Consider the following 21265-nt stretch of genomic DNA (forward strand, 5'->3'; position numbering starts at 1 on the left):
CCGGATCCTCGGGTCCAGGACCGCGTAGAGCAGGTCGACGAGCAGGTTGGCCACCAGGAAGACGATGACCAGGACGGTGACGAAGCCGACGACGGTGGGGGCGTTGTTGCGCAGGATGCCCTGGTAGAGCTGGTAGCCGACGCCGTGGATGTTGAAGATCCGCTCGGTGACGATGGCCCCGGCCATCAGCGCCCCGATGTCGGCGCCGATGAAGGTGACCACCGGGATCAGGGAGTTGCGCAGCAGGTGGCGGGTGATCACCCGGTGCCGGGGCAGCCCCTTGGCGACGGCGGTGCGCACATGGTCGGCGCGGGCGTTCTCGGCGATGGAGGTGCGGCTGAGCCGGGTGACGTAGGCGAGGGAGACCAGCGCCAGGACGAGGCCGGGTAGCAGCAGTTCGTCGAACCGCGCGGCGGGTGAGACCGAGGGGCGGGTCCAGCCCAGGTGCACGCCGAAGACCAGTTGGAGCAGGTAGCCGGAGACGAAGGTGGGCACCGAGATCACCACGAGGGTGAGCACCAGCAGCCCGGTGTCCAGCGGGCGGCCCCGGCGCAGTCCGCTCGCCATGCCGAGGGCGACCCCGATCAGGGCCTCCAGGACGACGGCGATCACGGTGAGCTTGAGGGTGACCGGGAAGGCGGAGGCCATCAGTTCGGTGACCGGCTGCCCGTTGAAGGCGGAGCCGAAGTCGCCGTGCAGGATCTGCCCCATGTAGTGCAGGTACTGCCGCCACAGCGGCTGGTCGAGGTACAGGTCGTGGCGGATGCGGGCGGCGGTGGCCGGGTCGGGCGCCTTGTCGCCGAAGAGCGCGGCGACCGGGTCGCCCAGCGCGTACACCATGACGAAGATCAGCAGGGTGCTGCCGACGAAGACCGGCACCATCTGGAGCACCCGCCGCAGCGCGTAGCGTCCCATCGGCGCTCTCCCTTCCGGCTCAGAGGACCGTGATCCGGTCGTAGACGGGGACGCTGAACTGGTTGAGGGTCACGCCGGCGAGCCGCTCGGACCAGCCGGCGCTGCCGTTCTGGTACCAGAGCGGGATGGCGGGCATCTGCTCGGCCAGCACGGCCTCGGCGGCGTGGAAGTCGCCGACGGCGGCGGCCGGGTCGCGGCGGGCGTTGGCGGCGTCCACCAGCCGGTCGAAGGACCGGTCGGTGAAGTCGCCGTGGTTGGAGGAGCCGCCGGTGCGGTAGAGCGGCTCCAGGAAGTTCTGGATCAGCGGGTAGTCGGCCTGCCAGCCGGAGCGGAAGGGGCCGGTCATCCGCTGGGAGGTGGTGCGGTTGCGGAAGTCGGCGAAGGTGCCGACCGGGTCCACCGTGCAGGCGGTGCGCTCGCCGAGGGCCCGGTTGACGCTGTGGCAAACGGCGTCCATCCAGGCCCGGTGCGAGCCGGTGTCGACGTTGGAGGTGAGCGTCACCTTCCCGCCGGGCAGCCCGCCGCCCTCGGCGATCAGCTTGCGGGCGGCGGCCGGGTCGTAGCGGCAGGCGGCGCCGCACAGCGCCCGGTAGCCGCCGCGGGCGCCGAGCGCCGGCGAGGTCCAGTCGTCGGCGGGGGTGCGGGTGCGCTGGTAGATGCGGCGGGTGATCTGCTCGCGGTCGATGGCCATGGACAGTCCGCGGCGGACCTTCTCCATGCCGGGCCGGGACCATTCCTTGCGGTACATCGGGAAGGCGAGGGTCTGGATGATCAGCGCGGGCTGGTTGACGTAGCGGTCGCCGAGGTCGTTCCTCACGAACTTGAGCTGGGTGGCCGGCACGTCGTCGACCAGGTCGAGGTTGCCGGCCATCAGATCGGTGTACGCGGTGCCCGCGTCGGTGTAGACGGTGAGGTCGACGCCGCCGTTGCGGGCCCGGTCGGGGCCCCGGTAGCCGTCCCAGCGGCGCAGCTTCATCCCGCTGCCCTTGGCGTAGGAGGCGATCCGGTACGGGCCGTTGCCGACCGGCTTGTCCAGCCAGGCGTCGTGGTCGGTGAAGAAGGAGCGCGGCAGCGGCAGGAACGCCTGGTAGCCCAGGGTGTCCGGCCAGGCCGGGTAGGCGCCGGTCAGGGTGGCGGTGAAGGTCCGCTCGCCGGTCGCCTTCAGGCCCCGCATGGTCTTGGCCCTGGCCTTGCCGTCGGCGGGGTGGACCTCGTCGTAGCCCTCGATGTCGGCGAAGAAGGGGGCGTTGTTCTGGACGTTGTCCACGTGCGCGGCGTAGTTCCAGGCGTCGGTGAACGACCGGGCGGTGACCGGCTCGCCGTCGGAGAAGGTCCAGCCCGGCTGGAGGGTGACGGTGAAGGTGCGGGCGTCGGTGGTGGTGATCGACTTCGCGACCATGTCCTGAGCCCGGCCGGTCCGCGGGTCGTAGCGCTTGAGCCCCCGGAAGACCATGTCGAGGACCTTGCCACCCTGCACCTCGTTGGTGTTGGCCGGTTCCAGGGGGTTCTGCGGGTCGCCCCAGGAGGAGGTGAGGATGCCGTCCGGGCCGCCCGCCGCGGCCGGCGGCCCGGTGCAGCCGCCCGCCGCCAGGGCGGTGGCCAGCGCGCAGGCGGCCCAGGCGGCGGGTGCGGCGGCACGGCGCATGGGGCCTCCCGGGTCACGGCGGCTTGGTCAGGGCCTCCATGCGACCCGCGCCGCCGGGCCCGCGCACCCGGCGGGGGTCCATGCGGGGTACGGCGCGCCCCTCCCGTACGCCGGACGGGTCCCGCGTACGCCGGACGGGGTCCGGGTCCCGGGCATGCCACCGCCCCCGGCCGAAACGGGCCGGGGGCGGTGCGGGACGTGAGGGCGCGTCAGCCGGCGTGCACGACGTCCTTCTCCTCGGCGAAGTGGCAGGCCGACTCGTGCGCGGCCGGCGTGTCCACGCCGCGGAACCGCTCGGGCACCGCGAGCAGCGGCACCTCGGTGGCGCACTTGTCCTCCGCCTTCCAGCAGCGGGTGCGGAAGCGGCAGCCGGAGGGCGGGTTGGCCGGCGAGGGCACGTCGCCGGTGAGGATGATCCGCTCCCGGCCCTCGCGGGCCTCCGGGTCGGGCACCGGCACCGCGGACAGCAGCGCCTGGGTGTACGGGTGGGTGGGGTGGTCGTAGATCTGCGTGTCGCTGCCGATCTCGGCCATCTTGCCCAGGTACATCACGCCGACCCGGTCGGAGATGTGCCGCACGATCGACAGGTCGTGCGCGATGAAGACGTAGCTGAGGTTGAACTCGTCCTGGAGCCGCTCCATCAGGTTGACGACCTGCGCCTGGACGGAGACGTCCAGCGCGGACACCGGCTCGTCGCAGATGATGATCTCCGGGTTGAGCGCGAGGCCGCGGGCGATGCCGATGCGCTGGCGCTGGCCGCCGGAGAACTGGTGCGGGTAGCGGTGGATGTACTCGGGGTTGAGCCCGACGACCTCCAGCAGCTCCTGCACCTTCTTGCGGCGGTCGCCGCGCGGCGCCACCTCGGGGTGGATCTCGTACGGCTCGCCGATGATGTCGCCCACCGTCATACGGGGGTTGAGCGAGGTGTACGGGTCCTGGAAGACCATCTGGATGTTGCGGCGGACGGCCTTCAGGGCGCGGCCGGACAGCTTGGTGATGTCCTGGCCCTTGTAGAAGATCTCCCCGGAGGTGGCCGTCTCCAGCATCATCAGCAGCTTGGCGACGGTGGACTTGCCGCAGCCGGACTCGCCGACGATGCCCAGGGTCTCGCCCTGGTACAGGTCGAAGGAGATGCCGTCGACGGCCTTGACCGCGCCGACCTGCCGCTTGAACAGGATGCCCAGGGTCAGCGGGAAGTGCTTGACCAGGTTGCGGACCTGGAGGATCGGCTCGCCGCGGTCCACCGGGGCCTCGATCGCGGCGACCGCCGCGCCCTCGTCCACCGGGCCGACCGTCTCGACGGCGGTGGTGTTCGGGGTCGCGTCCACGGCCTCGTCCTTCCTCGGCTCAGCCATGGAGGGTCTCCTTCCAGAAGTGGCAGGCGCTGCCGCGGCCGGGCAGCTCGGTGCCGTCCTGCTCGGTCACCTGCAAGAGCGGCGGGACGTCGGTGCGGCAGACGTCCTGGGCCTTCGGGCAGCGCGGGTTGAAGGCGCAGCCGGTCGGGATCCGCAGCAGGTTGGGCGGCAGGCCCTTGATCGCGTACAGCTCCTGGCCCTTCTGGTCCAGGCGCGGGATGGAGTCGAGCAGGCCGCGGGTGTAGGGGTGCGCCGGGCGCTTGTACAGCTCGTGCACCGGGGCGGTCTCCACGATCCGACCCGCGTACATGACCGCGATCTTGTCCGCGACGTCGGCGACCACGCCGAGGTCGTGGGTGATCAGGATCAGACCCATGTTGTACTCGCGCTGGAGCTCGGCGAGCAGGTCCATCACCTGGGCCTGGACGGTGACGTCCAGGGCGGTGGTGGGCTCGTCGGCGATGATCAGGTCCGGCTCCAGGGCCAGCGCCATGGCGATCATGATGCGCTGGCGCATGCCGCCGGAGAACTGGTGCGGGTAGTCGTTCACCCGGGCCGCGGCGGCGGGGATCTTGACCCGGTCCATCAGCTCGATGGACCTGGCCTTGGCCTCCTTCTTGGAGAGCCCCAGGTGCACGCGGAACATCTCGCCGAGCTGGTAGCCGACGGAGAGCACCGGGTTGAGCGAGGAGAGCGCGTCCTGGAAGATCATGGCGATCTTCCGGCCGCGGATCTGCCGCCGCTCCTCGGCGCCCATCTTCAGCATGTCCTGGCCGTGGAAGAGGATCTCGCCCTTGGGGATGCGGCCGGGCGGCATGTCCAGGATGCCCATGATGGCCTGGGCGGTGACGGACTTGCCGGAGCCGGACTCGCCGAGGACGGCGAGCGTCTCACCGGCGGAGACCGTGTAGTTGACGCCGTTGACGGCCTTGGCGACGCCGTCCCGGGTGGCGAACTCCACGTGGAGGTCGCGCACTTCGAGGAGCGGTCCGCCGGCGGAGCCGGCGTCGCGGGGGGCGGGGACCGGGGCCTTGTCGATGGTGATCACGTACGCCTCCCTCAGCGCATCTTGGGGTCGAGGGCGTTGCGCACCGCATCGCCGAACATGAGGAACGCCAGCACCGTGATCGAGACCATCACCGAGGGGACGATCAGCACGAAGGGCGCGTTCCGGAGCTGCTCGCGGCCGCTGGAGACGTCGACGCCCCAGGAGACGGTCGGGTCGGCGAGGCCGACGCCCAGGTAGGACAGGGTGGCCTCGGCCGCGATGTACCCGCCGAGCGCGATGGTGGCGACGACGATGATCGGCGCCAGCGCGTTGGGCAGGATGTGCTTGAGCAGGATGCGGGTGGTGGAGCCGCCCAGTGCCTTGGCGGCCACCACGTAGTCGGCCTGCTTGATGGTGACGACCGCGCCGCGGGCGACGCGGGCGATGGTGGTCCAGCCGAGGAAGACCAGGGCGAGGATGACCACCCAGATCGCCCGGTTGGCGAAGCTGGTCAGCACGACGAGGGCGCCCAGCATGAAGGGGATGCCCATGAAGATGTCGGTGATCCGCGACAGCAGCGAGTCGGTGAGGCCGCCGAAGTAGCCGGCGAGCATGCCGACGATGGTGCCCACGATCGTGACCAGCAGGGTGACGCCGACGCCGACCAGGATCGAGGCGCGGGCGCCGTAGATGACACGCGCGTAGATCGAGCGGCCCTGGCCGTCGTAGCCGAACCAGTCGGGGGCGAACAGGTGGCCCCAGTTCGGCGGCTGGAGGTAGTGGTTGGCCAGGTCGGCGTCGCGCGGCGAGGCCGAGGTGAACAGGCCGGGGAAGGCCGAGATGACCAGCAGCAGCAGGATGAGCGCCGAGGAGATCAGGAACAGCGGGTTGCCCCGCAGGTCGCGCCAGGCGTCGGACCACAGGCTGCGGGCCTTCTCCGGCTTGGGCGCGTTCGCCGACAGGACGGCGTCGGGCGCCGTGGTGACGGTGGTCGTGGCGGTCTTCGCGGCCGCCTCGGTCGCCTCGGGGGCGGCGGTCTTGTCAGGCATACCGGATCCTCGGGTCCAGGACCGCGTAGAGCAGGTCGACGAGCAGGCTGCACAGCAGGTAGACGAGGACGATCAGCGAGGCGATGCCCACGACGGTGGCGCCCTCGCGGCGGAACAGCGCCTCGTAGACGGCGTCACCCACGCCCTGCACGTTGAAGATGCCTTCGGTGACGATGGCGCCGGTCATCAGGTTGCCGATGTCGGTGCCGAGGAAGGTGACCACCGGGACGAGCGAGTTGCGCATCAGGTGCACGCCGACGATGCGGCGGCGCGGCAGGCCCTTGGCGACGGCGGTGCGCATGTAGTCGGCGCGCAGGTTCTCCGCCATCGAGGTGCGGGTGAGGCGGGCGACGTAGGCCAGCGACAGCGAGCCGAGGACGATCGCCGGGAGCAGCAGGTCGCCCATGTTCTCCGAGTCCTGCACGGTGGGGGTGATCCACCCGAGCTGGAAGGCGAAGACGTACTGCATCAGGTAACCCAGCACGAAGGAGGGCATCGAGATCAGGACGAGGGTCAGTCCGAGCAGACCGCGGTCGCGGATCGAGTTGGGCTTCAGGCCGGCGACCACGCCGAGGCCGATGCCCACGATCACCATGAAGGTGAACGCGAACAGCGTCAGGCGGATGGTGACCGGGAAGGCGTCGGCGATGATGTCGGCGATGGGCCGGCCGCTGCCGATCTCGGTGCCGAAGTCGCCCTGGAGCAGCCCCGTGAGGTAGTTGACGTACTGCTGCCACAGCGGCAGGTCGAGACCGAGCTCGTGCCGCTTGGCCGCGAGGATCGCGGGGTCGAACGACTGGTCGCCCATGAGCGCCCGGACCGGGTCGCCGGGGAGCGCGTACATCATGGCGAAGATCAGAAAGGTTGACCCGATGAAGACCGGGATCATCTGGAGCAGTCGTCGTGCGACGTAGCGCCCCATAGGTGCCTCCGTGAGGGGTTACCGGCCCGGGGGGCGCTGGTGCGCGGCACAACGCTCCTCGGACCACCGCCGCCGCCGGATGTGACCGGCGGCGGCAGTGCTGGCCGAGTGTGGGGAAGTGGCCCGTCGGGCTTACTTGACGGTGACTCCGGTGAGCTCGAGGTCACCGTGGAAGTCGACCGCCACGTTGTCGACGTTCTTGCCGTGGCCGCCGTTGATCCGGTAGTACCACAGCGGGATGGCGGGCATCTTCTCCAGGATCTTCTTCTCGACCTCCTGGTAGCCCTTGACCGACTCCTCCAGGGAGTTCGCCTTGTCGGCCTTGGCCATCAGGGCGTCGACCTCGGCGTCCTTGAAGCGGCCGTTGTTGGACTCGGCGTTGGAGTGGTAGAGCTCCTTGAGGAAGTTCACGTTGACCGGGTAGTCGGCCACCCAGCCACCGCGGTACATGCCCTTGACCTGGTCGTTGTCACGCGACTCCAGGTCGGTGGCGAAGTCCGGCTTGGCGTCGCCGACGCAGTCCACGCCGGTGGCCTTGCGGATGGACTCGCAGACCGCGGTCACCCACTCCTTGTGGCCGCCGTCGGCGTTGTACTGGATGGTGAACTTGTTCTCGGGAACGCCGCCACCCTCCTGGATGAGCTTCTTGGCCTTCTCCGGGTTGTACGTGAAGACGTCCGTGCCCAGGTCCTGGTTGCCCTTGACCTGCGGCGGGGTGAAGCTCGTCGCGGGGCTGCGGGTGTTGTTCAGGACGGTCTTGGTGATCGTGTCGCGGTCGATCGCCATGGACAGGCCCTGGAGGACCTTGGGGTCGATGTCCTTGAAGGACTTCGAGTAGAACGCCGGCACCAGGGACTGGACGGCCGCGTAGGGCTGCTCGATGGCGCCGTCGCCCAGGTCCTGCTTGTACTTCGGCAGGTCGGTCGGACCGACCTGGCGGATGATGTCCAGGTTGCCGGAGACCAGGTCCTGGTACGCGGCCTCGACGGTCGCGTAGTTCTTGAACAGGATGCCCTTGTTCTTGGCCTTGTTCGGGCCCTGGTAGCCGTCGAACGCGGAGACCTGGATGAGCTTCTTGCGGTCCCACTTCTCGAACTTGTAGGGGCCGTTGCCGATCGGCTTGGTGCCGAACGCCTTCGGGTCCGCGTAGAACGCCTTGGGCAGCGGGGCCCAGGTGGCGTAGCCGAGCTTGTAGTTGAAGTACGGGACCTTCTCGGTCAGCTCGATCGTGAAGGTGGTCTCGTCGACGACCTTCAGGCCGGACATCTTGTCGGCCTTCGGCTCACCCTTGGCGGGGTGGACGTCGGCGTAGCCGGCGATGTCGGCGTACCAGAAGCTGTTCTGCTGCTGGTTCTTGATGTTGGCGTACCAGTTCCACGCGTCCACGTAGGACTGCGCGGTGACGGCCTCGCCGTTGTGGAACTTCCAGCCCGGCTTGAGCTTCACGGTCCAGGTCTTCGAGTCCTTCGTCTCCACCGACTCGGCGTTGGTGTAGACGATGTTGCCGTCGGCGTCGAAGTCCAGGAGCTGGGTGAAGAGCGACTGGATGACGTAGGAACCCAGGCTCTCGTTGGTGTCGGCCGGGATCAGCGGCTTCTGCGGCTCGCCGACGTCGATCGAGACGTACCCGGCGGGCTTGCCGGAGGCGTTGCCCTTGCCCTCGTTCTTGCCACCGTCGCTGCCACCGCAGGCAGTCGCGGCCAGGGCGACGACTATCGCACCCGCGACCCACTTGGCGCTCTTGGCACCACGCATGGGTTCCTCCTCATGAGTCCACTTGTCACTACGAGAGAGACACTTCGAAGTACGCCGACACCCCTGACGGCGATGACCCAAGTGCCAAGGTGTGCTCGTGAGTCCGGCGCTCCCCACAGCGTCCGACCCTTTGACCCGAGCTCAACGGAGCCAACTATTAAGTACGTCCGGGCCGTAAACCACACTTAAAGGGTCTCGTTTTGGCAACATCACGAACCCCCCGAAGCCCGAAATCCGGACAAAGAGAGCGTAGACAGACGACCGCGAAACGGACCGTTAACACATCTTCCGGAGAGTGGCGGTCGATATCCGGACGCTTCTCCCCGGAAAAGCCGTTGACGCGGACACCCGCCGCCTCGGCGCCGGCGGCCGGAAGCGGAGGCCGCGGCGGCCGGATCCGGCGGCGCCCGCCGCGGCCGTGGGGCTCCTGGGGCGCATGGGGCCCCGGAGACGGCCGCAGGGCCCCCCGGACGCCCCGTACGGGACGTCGGAAGGGCCCTGCGAAGACTCCTGGCGGAGCCGGCGGGTCCGGTCGGATCAGCCGTTCTTGGCGCGCGAGGCGGCGCGGGCGCGCTCACGGGCGTCCAGGTTCACCTTGCGGATGCGGACCGCCTCCGGGGTGACCTCGACGCACTCGTCGTCGCGGCAGAACTCCAGCGACTGCTCCAGGGAGAGCTTGCGCGGGGGCACGATCGCCTCGAACGAGTCGGCCGACGACGACCGCATGTTCGTGAGCTTCTTCTCCTTGGTGATGTTGACGTCCATGTCGTCGGAGCGGGAGTTCTCACCGACGATCATGCCCTCGTACACCTCGGTGCCGGGCTCGACGAAGAGCACGCCGCGCTCCTGGAGGTTGGTCATCGCGAAGGCGGTGACCGCTCCGGAGCGGTCGGCGACCAGGGAGCCGTTGTTGCGGGTCTGAAGCGGGCCGAACCACGGCTCGTGGCCCTCGTGGATGGAGTGCGCGATACCCGTGCCGCGCGTCTGCGTCAGGAACTCCGTACGGAAGCCGATCAGGCCGCGCGAGGGGACCACGAACTCCATGCGCACCCAGCCGGAGCCGTGGTTCGACATGTTGTCCATGCGGCCCTTGCGGACGCCCATGAGCTGGGTGACGGCACCCATGTGCTCCTCGGGGACGTCGACGGTCATGCGCTCGACCGGCTCGTGAACCTTGCCGTCGACCTCCTTGGTGACCACCTGCGGCTTGCCGATGGTCAGCTCGAAGCCCTCACGGCGCATCTGCTCGACCAGGATGGCCAGCGCCAGCTCGCCGCGGCCCTGCACCTCCCAGGCGTCGGGGCGCTCGGTGTCCAGGACGCGCAGCGAGACGTTGCCGATCAGCTCGCGGTCGAGGCGGTCCTTGACCTGGCGGGCGGTGACCTTGCGGTCCTTGACGGCCGCCTTGTTGTCCGCGCCCTTGCCGGTGGCGCCACGGCCGACCAGCGGCGAGGTGTTGGTGCCGATGACCATGGAGATCGCGGGCTCGTCCACCGTGATCAGCGGCAGCGCGACCGGGTTCTCCGGGTCGGCCAGCGTCTCGCCGATCATGATCTCCGGGATGCCGGCCACGGCGCAGATGTCACCGGGGCCCGCCACCTCGGCCGGCTTGCGGGTGAGCGCCTCGGTCATCATCAGCTCGCTGATGCGGACGTTGGCGGTGGTGCCGTCGCGCTTGATCCACGCGACCGTCTGGCCCTTGCGCAGCTCGCCCTGCTCGACGCGGAGCAGCGCGATGCGGCCGAGGAAGTTGTCGGCGTCCAGGTTGGTGACGTGCGCCTGGAGGGGCGCCTCCTCGTCGTACACCGGGGCCGGGATGTGCTCCAGGATCGTGGAGAAGAACGGCTCCAGGTTGGTGGAGTCGGCCGGGACGGTGCCGTCCTCCGGCTTGGTCAGCGAGGCGACGCCGTCGCGGCCGCAGGCGTAGACGATCGGGAACTCGATCTGGTCCTCGTCCGCGTCCAGGTCCAGGAACAGGTCGTAGGTCTCGTTGACGACCTCGTCGATCCGGGAGTCCGGGCGGTCCGTCTTGTTGATGCACAGGATGACGGGCATCCGGCGCTGGAGGGCCTTGCGGAGCACGAAGCGGGTCTGCGGCAGCGGGCCCTCGGAGGCGTCCACCAGCAGCACCACGCCGTCGACCATCGACAGACCGCGCTCGACCTCGCCGCCGAAGTCGGCGTGGCCGGGGGTGTCGATGATGTTGATGGTGATCGGGGCCCCGCCGTCCTTGGGGTGGTACTTCACCGCCGTGTTCTTGGCGAGGATCGTGATGCCCTTCTCACGCTCCAGGTCGTTGGAGTCCATCATCCGGTCGTCGACCGAGTCGAGCTGGTGAGCGGCGAAGGCCCCCGCCTGCTTCAGCATGGCGTCGACGATGGTGGTCTTTCCGTGGTCGACGTGGGCGACGATGGCGACGTTGCGGATGTCGTGGCGCGTGGGCATGAGTGGCTGGCGCTTCTCTCGGATCGGGGAATTCGGCGTCGGTCGGCGCATCTTGTGCTCGTACGCCCGCCGGGCGGACGCGCCACGGCTGTGTCCATGGTACGGGGCCGACGCGCGGGCGGCCTCCCCCGCCCGTCCCGGCCGCTGCCCCATCGGCCCCCGGACGCCCTCGGGCCCGCCCGCCGGGGTGCGGCGGACGGGCCCGGTGACCTGCTCGGATCTGCTCCTAGCGGGCGCTCTTGCCGGCGAAGCCGATGTCCTCGAAGCGCGGGGACGCGAATCCGAAGGCGCCGGCGTTGACCACGGTGTTCTTCGCGGCCACGAGCTGGGGGCGCTGGTAGAGCGGGATGGAGCCGGCGGCGGCCCAGATCCGGGCGTCGGCCTGCTTCAGCAGCTCGTTGTGGGCCTTGTCGTCCAGCTCGGCGGCGGCCTGGTCCAGCAGCTGGTCGATGTGGTCGGTGCCGACCCGGGTGTAGTTCTGCTCCACCAGCAGCGAGCCGTCGGCCGCGGGCCGGGGCTTGGCGTAGATGGGGCGCCCGTCGGTGGCCGGGTAGGCGGTGCCGGGCCAGGAGTAGAGGGCCAGGTCGTAGTCGCCGGCCGCGATGTGGTCCTTGAAGTAGCTGTCGTCGGGGACCTTGGTGATCTCGGTGTCGATGCCGACCTTGTCGAGCATCCGGGCGATCTTGTCGCCGACGGTGCGCAGCGCCTCGGAGCCGGGTCCGGCCGGCAGCACGAACCGCAGGCTCAGCGGCCGGCCGTCCTTGCCCACCGGCCCGGACAGCGGCAGCGGGGACCCGCTCGGGCTCGGGGAGGTCTTGGCGGCCGGGGCGGCGGTGCCCATCGGGGCGTACGCGCCCGGGGCGGCCTTCTCGGTGTCGGCGGCGGGCAGCTTGATCCCGTGGGCGGCGGGGGCGAGGACCCGGGTGCCGTCGTCGCCGGCGGTCGCCCGGGCGGCGGGCTTGTCGTCGCCGACGATGTACAGCCCCTCGTTCGACGGCTCGTCGGCGGCCGCGCTCGCCTTGGCGGCGGCGCTCGCCCTGGCGGCCGTGCCGGAGGCGGCCGAGGGGGCGGCCCCGCCCTTGGCCGTGTCGCTGCTCGGGGTGCTCGCCTCCCCCTCCTTCTGCGCGGGCTGTCCGGCGGCGTCCTTGGGCGCGGCGGGCTTGCGGGCGGCGCCGCCCGGGGTCCAGCCGGCGTCGGCGAGCAGCCCGAGGGCCTCCTCGGTGTCCTGTCCGCCGAGGGCGGCGCTCCCGTCGGCGTAGGCGTGCTGCCCGGCCAGGGCGAGGTGGCTGCCCACCGGGTGGGCGGGCAGGCCGAGCGGCTTGAGCACGGTCTCGGCGAGGTCGGCGCGGTCCAGGGCGCGGGCGACCGCCCGGCGGACCCGCTCGTCGGCGAGCGGGCCGCTCTCGCCGTTCATGGCGAGCTGGGTGTACGCCGGCTCCAGGGTGCGGCGGACGGCGAAGCCGTTCAGGGCCTTCTGCTGGGCCCCGTAGGCGGCGACGGCCTGCCGGTTGCGGGCCCGGGCCTCCTGCTGGGCCTCGGCCTCCTCCTCGTCGGAGCCGTTGGCCAGTGCCCAGGACTTCAGGGCGGCGGAGGGGGTGAGGTCGGAGCCGGGGCCGTGGGTGAGCGGCTGGCCGTGGGCCATGGCGTCGGCGTCCTGGCCGGCCCGGGTGATCCGCTCGGCCCCGGCGGCGTCGATCTCGGCGAGGTCGAGGGTGCCGGCGGCGAGGGCGGCGGGCCGCTTCTCGCGCGGGACGGCGCGCAGCACGATGGTGTCGAGCTTTGCGGGCTGCCCCCACCAGCGGGGGTTGCGCTCCAGGGTGACCTCGGCGGCCTTGGCGTTCACCGCCTTCACCCGGAACGGCCCGGCGGTGTTCTTGAGCTGGGTGCGGGCGCCGTCGTTGAAGGCGTCCGGGGTGCCGGTGACGTCCTTGGGGTAGAGCGGCGAGAACAGCGCGCGCCAGTCGGCGTACGGCTTGGCGAAGGTGACCCGGACCTCCAGGTCGCCGGCGCCGCGCTCGATCTTCTCGATCCGGTCGTAGCCGGCGTTGCGGGCGGTCCAGTACTTGGAGTCCTTGCCGGACAGGGCCCGCCACTGGGCGACGAAGTCGGGGGCTCCGATCTCGCGGCCGTCGCTCCACACCGCCTGCTGGTGGAGCTTGTAGAGGACCACCTGCTTGGGTTCGCGCTCGACGACCTCGGCGGATTCCAGGTAGGCCGGGTTGGCCTGCGGCCGGCCGCGCTCGTCGAGCGTGAACATCGACGGCAGCACGGCCTGCGCGACGCGGCCGGTGGTGGCGTCGGCGTCGGCCTGGAAGGCGTTGAGGGTGCCGGGGGCGGAGTCGACGGCCCAGCGCAGCGAGCCGCCGTCGCGGACGGCCTTGCGGTCGGCCGAGGCGATGTCCTGGGGTACGGGACGCGCCGGGCCCTGGTCGTCGTCGCCGGCGCTGCATCCGGTCGCCCCGGCGAGCGTGGCCAGGGCGAGCACTCCGCTGGTGAAGAGGACGGCCGGGCGCCGGCCCCGGGTGCGGGGGCGGGGGCCCTGGGAGCATGGCCAGTCCCGAAGGGCGCCGTCGTGGGACATGTCTGCCACCTCTTCGTCCTTTTTCAGTGAATGAGACCGCTTTGTGGGCTTTGGCGATGATCACACCAATGACCCGTCCACTGAAAAGGACCAGGAGGGTGGCGCGCCCCCGACACGACGCCGAACGGGGCGGATTCCACCCGTGCGGCGTACGGAGCGGGGGCGCGGCGGGCGGCGGGGACGCCTGAGGACCCCGGGGGGCGCCGCCGCCCCGGGGCCCTCAGGGGGCGTCAGAACATGCTGAGGAGCTGGTCGACGGACGGCTCCGCGGCGGCGTCGCCGTCGGGGAGGGCCAGCTCGAACCAGACCGTCTTGCCGCGGGGGGTGCGCCGGGAGCCCCAGCCCGCGCTGAGCAGCCCCACGAGCTGGAGGCCGCGGCCGCCCTCGTCGGTGTCCCGGGCGCGCCGGCGGCGCGGCTGGACCAGGCCGGAGTCCCACACCTCGCACACCAGGGTGCGGTCCAGCAGCAGCCGCAGCCTTATCTCGCCCTCGCCGTACCGCAGCGCGTTGGTCACCAGCTCGCTGACGAGCAGTTCGACGGTGTCCACCAGGGGCTCCAGGTCCCAGGCGGTGAGCTGGGCGCGGGCCAGCTCGCGGGCGCGGCCCACCGAGCGCGGCTCGCGCGGCAGCCTCCAGTCGCCGACGGCGTCGGCCGGCAGCCCCTGGACGCGCGCGAGCAGCAGCGCGATGTCGTCCTCGCCGTGCCGGGTGTCCAGGGTCCCGAGCACGTGGTCGCAGACGTCCTCCAGCGGCTGCGCGGGGTCGGTGAGGGCCGAGCGGAACGCCTGCATGCCCTCGTCCAGCGGGTGGTCGCGGGACTCGACGAGCCCGTCGGTGTAGAGGGCGAGCAGGGCCCCCTCGGGCAGCTCGACCTCCACCTCCTCGAACGGCTCGCCGCCCACGCCCAGCGGCATGCCCGGCGGCACGTCCAGCATCAGCGCCTTCTCGCCCGGCTCGACCAGCACCGGCGGCAGGTGCCCGGCGTTGGCGAAGGTGCAGCGGCGGGTGACGGAGTCGTAGACCGCGTACACGCAGGTGGCGAGGTAGACCTCGGCCAGCTCGGGGCCGCCGGCCGCCCGCGCGGCCGGCCGGCCCGGTGCGCCGCCGGCCGGGCCGCCCAGGCCGCGGGCGATCTCGTCCAGGTGCGAGAGCACCTCGGCCGGTTCCAGGTCGAGCTGGGCCAGCGTGCGGACGGCGGTGCGCAGTTCGCCCATCGCCACGGCGGCCCGCAGCCCGCGGCCCATCACGTCGCCGACGACCAGCGCGGTGCGGTGGCCGGGCAACTGGATCACGTCGAACCAGTCGCCGCCGACCTCGGTGGCGGTGGTGCCGGGCAGGTAGCGGCAGGCGATGTCCAGGCCGGCCGCCTCCGGGTCGCCGGGCGGCAGCAGGCTGCGCTGGAGGATCAGCGCCCGCTCGTGCTCGCGGCGGTAGAGCCGGGCGTTGTCGATGCAGACGGCGGCCCGGGCGGCCAGCTCCACCGCCAGCGCCCGGTCCCGCTCGCCGAACGGCTCACTGCCCTTCGTACGGGAGAACTGCGCGAGCCCCACCACGGTGTCGTGCGCGGTCAGCGGCACCACCAGGGTGGAGTGGACCAGGTCGCCGCCGGCCCCGGGCACCGCCTCCGGGCGGCCGGTGCGCAGCGCGGTGGCGCACGGCGAGTGGAACGGATAGCTGTGCACCGCGCCGACCTCGATCGACGACGTGGCGCAACAGCCGGGAGGATCGGCCGGGTTGAGCAGCGGGGCGTCGGAGACGGCGCTGGCGGAGGCGACCCGGCGCAGTGCGGCGCTGTGGTCGTCGGCCCGTCCGGGCGGGGCCTCCTCGCCGGTGAGCAGGGCCTGGTAGAGGTCGACGGTGGCGGTGTCGCAGAAACCGGGCACGGCCACGTCGAGCAGTTCGCGGGCGGTGGTCTCCAGGTCCAGGGAGTTGCCGATGCGTGCGCTGGCCTCGTTGAGCAGGGCGAGGTTGCGCCGTGCGCTGGCGGCCTCGCGGGCGGCGATCTGGCGGCGGGTGACGTCGATGCCGAGTCCGGCGACGCCGACCGGGCGGCCCGAACCGCTGTGCACCCGGTAGAGGTTGACCGACCAGTGCCGGCGCTCGCCGCCCCCGCCGGGGACCGCGCCGGACAGGTGCAGCTCGGTGACGGCCTCGCCGGTCTCCAGCACCCGGCGCAGCGCGGCGTCCAGCCGCTCGGCCTCGGGGCGGGCCAGGTAGTCGCCGACGGTGCGGCCGCGGTGCTCGTCGGCGTAGCCGCCGAAGACGGTGGCGAAGCGCTGGTTGACCCGCTTCACCGTGCGGTCCACACCGAAGAGCAGGAAGCCGAAGGGGGATTGGCCGAAAATCGCCTCCGAGGCGGCCAGGTCGCTCTCGATCCGCCGCAGCGCCCGGACGTCCACCACGATGCAGAGCGCGCCGCGTTCGCCGCGCTCGGTCTCGGTGGGCATGACGTACACCTCGGCGAGGCCGCGGACGCCCCGGTCGCCGGGCGCCCGGAACGGCACCAGCCCGGTCCACTCCTTGCCGTCCAGGATCTCGGCGACCCGCCCCCGCCCGCGGGTGCGCAGTTCGGGCGGCATGAACGCATCCACCGGGTCCCGCCCGCGCACGTCCTCGGCGGCCACGCCGAAGAGTTCGGCGGCCCGCAGGCTCCACTGGTCGACCAGTCCGTCCGGGCCTATCGAGAAGGACGCCACCCGTATGTAGTCATAGATCGAGCCAGGCGGACTGCTCTGCCACATGACGCCGTTCGCCGACTCAGGTATCTCGCTCACGCGACCGTCCCCTCCAGCTCACCGCACCGGACCGGCCATTCCCGCAGTATTCAGCACTACGGCCCCCGGCGGCACGCCGTTCACGATCACAGGGTGGTCTCGTTCCTTTCCAGCCGACCTCGGTGATCGCCGTCCCGTCAGTCTTCTAACCAGGCAGCGGCAGCTCGAACCACACGGTCTTGCCCGTTCTGCCCTTCCTGGTCCCCCAGCGGCGAGCGGAACAGGCCACCAGTTGGAGGCCGCGCCCGGTCTCGTCCTCCGGCCCGGCGGCCCGCGCGAGCGGAGGATCGGGCAGCGGATCGGAGACTTCGACGAGCAGCGCGGGCCGGGCCGGCGCGGCCCCCGCGCCGTCCTGCGAGGGCCCCTCCCCGTCCCCCGGGAGCCGGGTCAGCCGAACGCCGATCGGCCCGGAGGCGTACCGCAGGGAGTTGGTGACCAACTCACTGACCAGCAGCATCGCCACATCGCGGACCTCGGCGTCCAGTCTCCAGCCGCGCAGGGCGTCGCCGACCGAGTGCCGGGCGGCCCGCACCGCGCCGAGCTCCGCGGGGAAGCTCCACTCGGCGCGCGGGCCGTCGGTGTCGATCACGCCGATCACTTCCCCGGGCCAGCTCCCGATCCCCGCCCGGTTTCGGCGGGTTAATGGGGACATACCCGAAAATCCGGTCGGAGTACCGTACGAGGGCGCACCACGGCGGAGAGGGCGCGCGGGGCACTTCCGGCCACCGCGATTCGACCGGTTCCGTACGTCTCGAAGTCCGGTCCTCGACCGCTCCCGTACGCCTTCCCCACGCCGCGAAGCCCCGCCCTCGACTGCTTCCGTACGCCCCGCGTGCCCCGCGCCGGGCCACCGCTTCCGTACGTCGCACGGGTCCCGCTCCGGGCCACCGGGGCCGTACGTACGCCTCGCTGGTCCCGCTTCCGGGCCCACCGGGCTCCGTGCGTCTCACGGGTCCCGCTCCGGGCCCCGGGCGGCCCCCGCCGGTCACCGCAGTGCGCCGGCGCCCTTCAGATCGTCGAACAGCAACTGGTCGACGGGCGGCACCAGGGGACGGTCGGCGTAGGAGAACCAGGCCATCTCGTCGATCTCGCTGCTCGGTGTCAGGGTGCCCCGGTAGTCCCCGGTGTAACAGCTCATCCGCACCACGGCGCCCGCGGGCAGGTCCGGGGCTTCCGCCTCGTAGGTGCCCACGTGGACCACGGTCGCCGGGTCGAGCGCGACCGTCAGCTCCTCCCTGACCTCGCGCAGCAGGGTCTCCCGGTCGCTCTCCGACCCCTCCCGCTTGCCGCCCGGGATGTAGAAGACGTCCTTGCCCCGGGGGCGCGCGCAGAGGATCCGGCCGCCCTCGATCCGCACCCACGCCACCGTGTCGATCAGCACCGCATCCGCCCCGCTCGTCCCGTCCGTCCCGCTTTCCGGTCGCACGGACCCTACCCGCGCCGTGCCCGCGCGGGCACGCCCGCCCAGAGCCGGAAGCCGGTGCGGGGCGCACGCCCGCGCACGAGGCCCCGGGGCCCGGGAGCCGCCGCGGGCGCACGCCCGCGCTCGACGGGCGCCGGGCGGGGCCGGGCGTCAGCTCGGGGCCTGGGCTATCCGCTCCACGCAGTACCGCGGTCCGCGGCCGGCTCCGGCGAGCCGGTCCGCCAGCTTCTGCGCCTCGTCACGAGTGGCGTACCGGCCCACCCGGTAGTGGTTGCCGTTGCCGTCCTGGCGGATCACCAGCCAGGGCAGAACCGTGCTTCCTTCACTCACCGTCGTCTCCCTCCGCAGGCCCGCACGCTTGCGAGGGTCCCTACGAAACCGCACTCCGCATATGCCCGAGCCTACGCCTGACCTTCACTCAGCGGATACGGGTTGGCACGAAGAGAGAGACTTCCGGCCAGCGCCCGGACAGCACGAGGGGGCGCATCCGGCCGGATGCGCCCCCTCGGAGAACCGCCCGCGCCTCAGCGCACGGGCAGGTGGTACGCGAGCCGGTAGCGGTCCGCCGGGACGACCACGTCGGCGGTCTCCACAGCCCGTCCCGAGGCGTAGTACGTACGCCGGACCACCATCACCACATGTCCGGGCACTCCGCCCAGCGCGGCCAGCTCGTCGGCGAGGCCGGGCCGGGCCCCGACCTCCTCCACCACGTTGTCCACCACCACGTCGATGGCCGCCATCCGCTCCACCACCCCGCAGCCGCCCAGCGGCCCCTCCTCGGGCAGCATCACGGGGCTGCGCCCGGTGAGCCCCAGCGGCTCCCAGGAGGTGGAGAGCATCATCGGCTCGCCGGCCTCCCGGAACACGTACGCCGTGCACATCACCGGCTCGCCGGGCTCGATGCCGAGCCGCTCGGCGACGGCGGCGCCCGCCCGCTCCTGCTCGCTGCGCGACTCCCAGGTGCCGCGCGCCGCCTCGTCGGCCTGCTCCTGCCGGAACGGGGTCGCGCCGCCGCCCAGCCCGTACCCCGAACGGGCGATCCGCCGCGGCTCGGGGAGCGCGCGCACATAGGTCCCCGAACCGGAGCGCCCCTCGACGAGTCCTTCCGCCATGAGGACCTTGCGCGCCTCCAGGGCGACCGTGTCGGAGACGCCGTACTCCGCGCGGATGCGGGCCTGGGAGGGCAGACGGGCATGCGGGGGGAGCGAACCCTCGACGATCTTCCTCCGGAGATCGCTCGCCACCCGCAGGTAGGCGGGCTGCTCACCGAACGCCACAGGCCACTCCCCTCAGCTTGACGGACAGCTACAGGTTCGCAACGTTCGGTTGAACACCGCAAGTGTGGGCCAGGGTTTCACCCAAAGTGATGAAGGTGTGCGCCCCTTCGCATGGCGGAGGGGCGGCCGCCGCGGCGACCGCCCCTCCCCCACCGTCCTCGTACCGTCAGACGCCCCTACCGCGGGCGTCCTTCACTTCCTGGGCGTCCTCAGAATTGCAGCGCCCAGGAGTCGATCTTCCCGGTGTCGGCGCTGGCCAGGTCGCTGACCCGCAGCTTCCAGGTGCCGTTGGCCACCTCGGAGGAGGCGTTCACCGTGAAGGTCTGGTTGATGTTGTCCGCGCTGCCTCCGGTGCGGTCCCTGAGGGTGTACACGGTGCCGTCGGGGGCGACGAGCTGGACCCGGAGGTCGCCGACGTAGGTGTGGACGATGCTGACCGGCACCTGGAGGGCGGCCGGCGCGTTGCCGCTCACGCCGCTGACGGTGACCGGCGACTCGACCGTGGCGTTGTCGGCGATCGCGTAGTCGGCGGTGTTCTCGAAGCGCTTGCCGGGGGGCTCGGGGTCGGTGCCGCCGTCGCCCACGTAGAGCAGGCGGTTGGGCGAGCCGGTGCCCGGGCTGCCGACGACGTTCGGGGTGGCGGCGGCGGTCAGCGCCGCGGAGACCTGGGCGGGCGTGGCGGTGGGGTTGCCGTCCAGGTAGAGGGCGGCCGCGCCGGCCACGTGCGGGGTGGCCATGGAGGTGCCGGAGATGGTGTTGGTGGCGGTGTCGCCGGTGTTCCAGGCCGAGGTGATGTTGGAGCCCGGGGCGAACAGGTCCAGCGGGGCACCGTAGTTGGAGAAGCTGGAGCGGGCGTCGGTGTTGGTGGTGGAGCCGACGGTGATGGCCTCGGTGACCCGGGCCGGCGAGTAGTTGGCGGCGTTGGCGTTGCTGTTGCCCGCGGCGACCGCGTAGGTGATGCCGGCGGCGATGGAGTTGCGCACGGCGTTGTCCAGGGTGGTGTCCACCCCGCCGCCGAGGCTCATGTTGGCGACGGCCGGCTTGACCGCGTTGCGGGTCACCCAGTCGATGCCCGCGACGACCTGCGCGGTGGTGCCGGAGCCCTGGTTGTTGAGCACCCGCACGCCGACGATCCTCGCCTTCTTGGCGACGCCGTACGCGGTGCCGCCGACGGTGCCGGCGACGTGGGTGCCGTGGCCGTTGCCGTCCTGGGCGACGTTGTCGTTGTCGACGGCGTCGTAGCCGTTGACGGCCCGGCCGCCGAAGTCGCTGTGCGAGATGCGCACGCCGGTGTCGATGATGTACGCGCTGACGCCCTGGCCGGCCGGCTCGGGGTAGGTGTAGCTCTGGTTGAGCGGCAGGGCGCGCTGGTCGATCCGGTCCAGGCCCCAGGAGGGCGGCGAGGGCTGGGTGCCGTCGATCGTGAAGACCCGGTTCTGCGCGACCGACTGGACGGCCGGGTCCGCGGCCAGCTTCTTGGCCTGGGCCTCGGAGAGCGCCACGGCGTAGCCGTTGAGCGCCGCGGTGTAGGTCTTCTCGATCTTCGCGCCGTATCGCGCGGCGACGGCCTTGCCCGCCTTGGACCCGGCCGCGGCGGACTCGTCCAGGGTGACGATGTAGCTGCCCGCGACGGCGTCGGGGGCGCCGGCGTTCAGGATGACGCCTTCCGCGGCGGCGGGGGCGGCGCCCGCCGGCAGGGCGGACAGGGTGCCGAGCGCGAGGGCGGCGACGACGGTGGCGCCGGCTGCGGCCATTCTTCGCCGCGGGGTACGCATCACTGACATGGTGAGGGTTCCTCCTCATCGGGTGGTGCGCTGCTGTGGGGGAAACGGCAGCCCGCACATGCCGAGCCATACGCACGCATATGACAGGCACATGACAAGCAACAGGCGGTACCGCAGGGTGCGCGGCGTCGCCCGTTTCCTGCTGCCGAGCGAAAGGTTGACCGATCCCCGAGGACTCCACAAGAGTCCTGACGCGCCGGTAACACAGCCGCCACACCGGTGCCATGCTCCCTGCTATGACGATCATGGCCGACTACGCATGCTCCGGCTGCGGCGCCACCGCACCCGTCCGCACCGCCCCCTGGCGCTGCCCCGCCTGTCTCTTATACACATCTCCGAGCCCACGAGACGT

General features: G+C 71.6%; 15 protein-coding genes. All 15 read right to left on the bottom strand.

The annotated features are described in order from the left end of the window. The coding region (locus C6N75_RS16075) for an ABC transporter permease (protein WP_105869594.1) at positions 1–915 on the bottom strand (915 nt) is incomplete at its 3' end. Between the two features lie 19 nt (positions 916–934). Beyond that, a complete protein-coding gene (locus C6N75_RS16080) occupies positions 935–2560 on the bottom strand; it encodes a peptide ABC transporter substrate-binding protein (protein WP_105869595.1) in 1626 nt (541 codons plus the stop codon). A 209-nt stretch (positions 2561–2769) separates the two neighbouring features. Continuing rightward, positions 2770–3915, bottom strand: coding sequence for an ABC transporter ATP-binding protein (locus tag C6N75_RS16085; protein ID WP_105869596.1), 1146 nt, complete (start codon positions 3913–3915; stop codon positions 2770–2772). After that, the gene (locus C6N75_RS16090; protein WP_105869597.1) at positions 3908–4963 is read right to left on the bottom strand and encodes an ABC transporter ATP-binding protein; all 1056 of its coding nucleotides are present in this window, start codon (positions 4961–4963) and stop codon (positions 3908–3910) included. The genes C6N75_RS16085 and C6N75_RS16090 overlap by 8 nt, the downstream gene beginning before the upstream one ends. 11 nt (positions 4964–4974) lie before the next feature. Then, a complete protein-coding gene (locus C6N75_RS16095) occupies positions 4975–5952 on the bottom strand; it encodes an ABC transporter permease (protein WP_181160490.1) in 978 nt (325 codons plus the stop codon). Next, positions 5945–6874 (bottom strand): ABC transporter permease, encoded by a 930-nt coding sequence (locus C6N75_RS16100; RefSeq protein ID WP_181160491.1) that lies wholly within the window; start codon positions 6872–6874, stop codon positions 5945–5947. Before C6N75_RS16100 ends, C6N75_RS16095 begins: the two co-directional genes overlap by 8 nt. Before the next feature lie 132 nt (positions 6875–7006). After that, positions 7007–8629, bottom strand: a complete 1623-nt coding sequence (locus tag C6N75_RS16105) for a peptide ABC transporter substrate-binding protein (RefSeq protein ID WP_105869598.1) — start codon at positions 8627–8629, stop codon at positions 7007–7009. A 537-nt stretch (positions 8630–9166) separates the two neighbouring features. Beyond that, entirely contained in the window at positions 9167–11074 is a 1908-nt protein-coding gene (gene typA, locus C6N75_RS16110; protein WP_105869599.1) for a translational GTPase TypA, read from the bottom strand. Between the two features lie 226 nt (positions 11075–11300). Beyond that, positions 11301–13655, bottom strand: a complete 2355-nt coding sequence (locus C6N75_RS16115; protein ID WP_105869600.1) for an ABC transporter family substrate-binding protein — start codon at positions 13653–13655, stop codon at positions 11301–11303. 230 nt (positions 13656–13885) lie between these two features. Beyond that, a complete protein-coding gene (locus tag C6N75_RS16120) occupies positions 13886–16396 on the bottom strand; it encodes a SpoIIE family protein phosphatase (RefSeq protein ID WP_407703231.1) in 2511 nt (836 codons plus the stop codon). Positions 16397–16574: 178 nt separating this feature from the next. Continuing rightward, entirely contained in the window at positions 16575–17027 is a 453-nt protein-coding gene (locus tag C6N75_RS16125; protein ID WP_105869602.1) for an ATP-binding protein, read from the bottom strand. 387 nt (positions 17028–17414) lie between these two features. After that, positions 17415–17810 (bottom strand): NUDIX hydrolase, encoded by a 396-nt coding sequence (locus tag C6N75_RS16130; protein ID WP_105869603.1) that lies wholly within the window; start codon positions 17808–17810, stop codon positions 17415–17417. Between the two features lie 192 nt (positions 17811–18002). Continuing rightward, positions 18003–18182, bottom strand: coding sequence for an SPOR domain-containing protein (locus tag C6N75_RS16135; RefSeq protein ID WP_105869604.1), 180 nt, complete (start codon positions 18180–18182; stop codon positions 18003–18005). 194 nt (positions 18183–18376) lie between these two features. After that, positions 18377–19129, bottom strand: coding sequence for a GntR family transcriptional regulator (locus tag C6N75_RS16140; protein WP_105869605.1), 753 nt, complete (start codon positions 19127–19129; stop codon positions 18377–18379). 209 nt (positions 19130–19338) lie between these two features. After that, positions 19339–20913, bottom strand: coding sequence for a S8 family peptidase (locus C6N75_RS16145; protein ID WP_105869606.1), 1575 nt, complete (start codon positions 20911–20913; stop codon positions 19339–19341). Positions 20914–21265: the final 352 nt, after the last annotated feature.

The organism is Streptomyces solincola (genome assembly GCF_002982015.1).
GTDB lineage: Bacteria > Actinomycetota > Actinomycetes > Streptomycetales > Streptomycetaceae > Streptomyces > Streptomyces solincola.

Excerpts from the sequence above, each read along its gene's own strand:
- C6N75_RS16080 (WP_105869595.1), bottom strand. The coding sequence starts at position 2,560 with ATGCGCCGTGCCGCCGCACCCGCCGCCTGGGCCGCCTGCGCGCTGGCC.
- C6N75_RS16085 (WP_105869596.1), bottom strand. The coding sequence starts at position 3,915 with ATGGCTGAGCCGAGGAAGGACGAGGCCGTGGACGCGACCCCGAACACC.
- C6N75_RS16095 (WP_181160490.1), bottom strand. The coding sequence starts at position 5,952 with ATGCCTGACAAGACCGCCGCCCCCGAGGCGACCGAGGCGGCCGCGAAG.
- C6N75_RS16100 (WP_181160491.1), bottom strand. The coding sequence starts at position 6,874 with ATGGGGCGCTACGTCGCACGACGACTGCTCCAGATGATCCCGGTCTTC.
- C6N75_RS16105 (WP_105869598.1), bottom strand. The coding sequence starts at position 8,629 with ATGCGTGGTGCCAAGAGCGCCAAGTGGGTCGCGGGTGCGATAGTCGTC.
- typA (WP_105869599.1), bottom strand. The coding sequence starts at position 11,074 with ATGCCCACGCGCCACGACATCCGCAACGTCGCCATCGTCGCCCACGTC.
- C6N75_RS16115 (WP_105869600.1), bottom strand. The coding sequence starts at position 13,655 with ATGTCCCACGACGGCGCCCTTCGGGACTGGCCATGCTCCCAGGGCCCC.
- C6N75_RS16120 (WP_407703231.1), bottom strand. The coding sequence starts at position 16,396 with ATGTGGCAGAGCAGTCCGCCTGGCTCGATCTATGACTACATACGGGTG.
- C6N75_RS16145 (WP_105869606.1), bottom strand. The coding sequence starts at position 20,913 with ATGTCAGTGATGCGTACCCCGCGGCGAAGAATGGCCGCAGCCGGCGCC.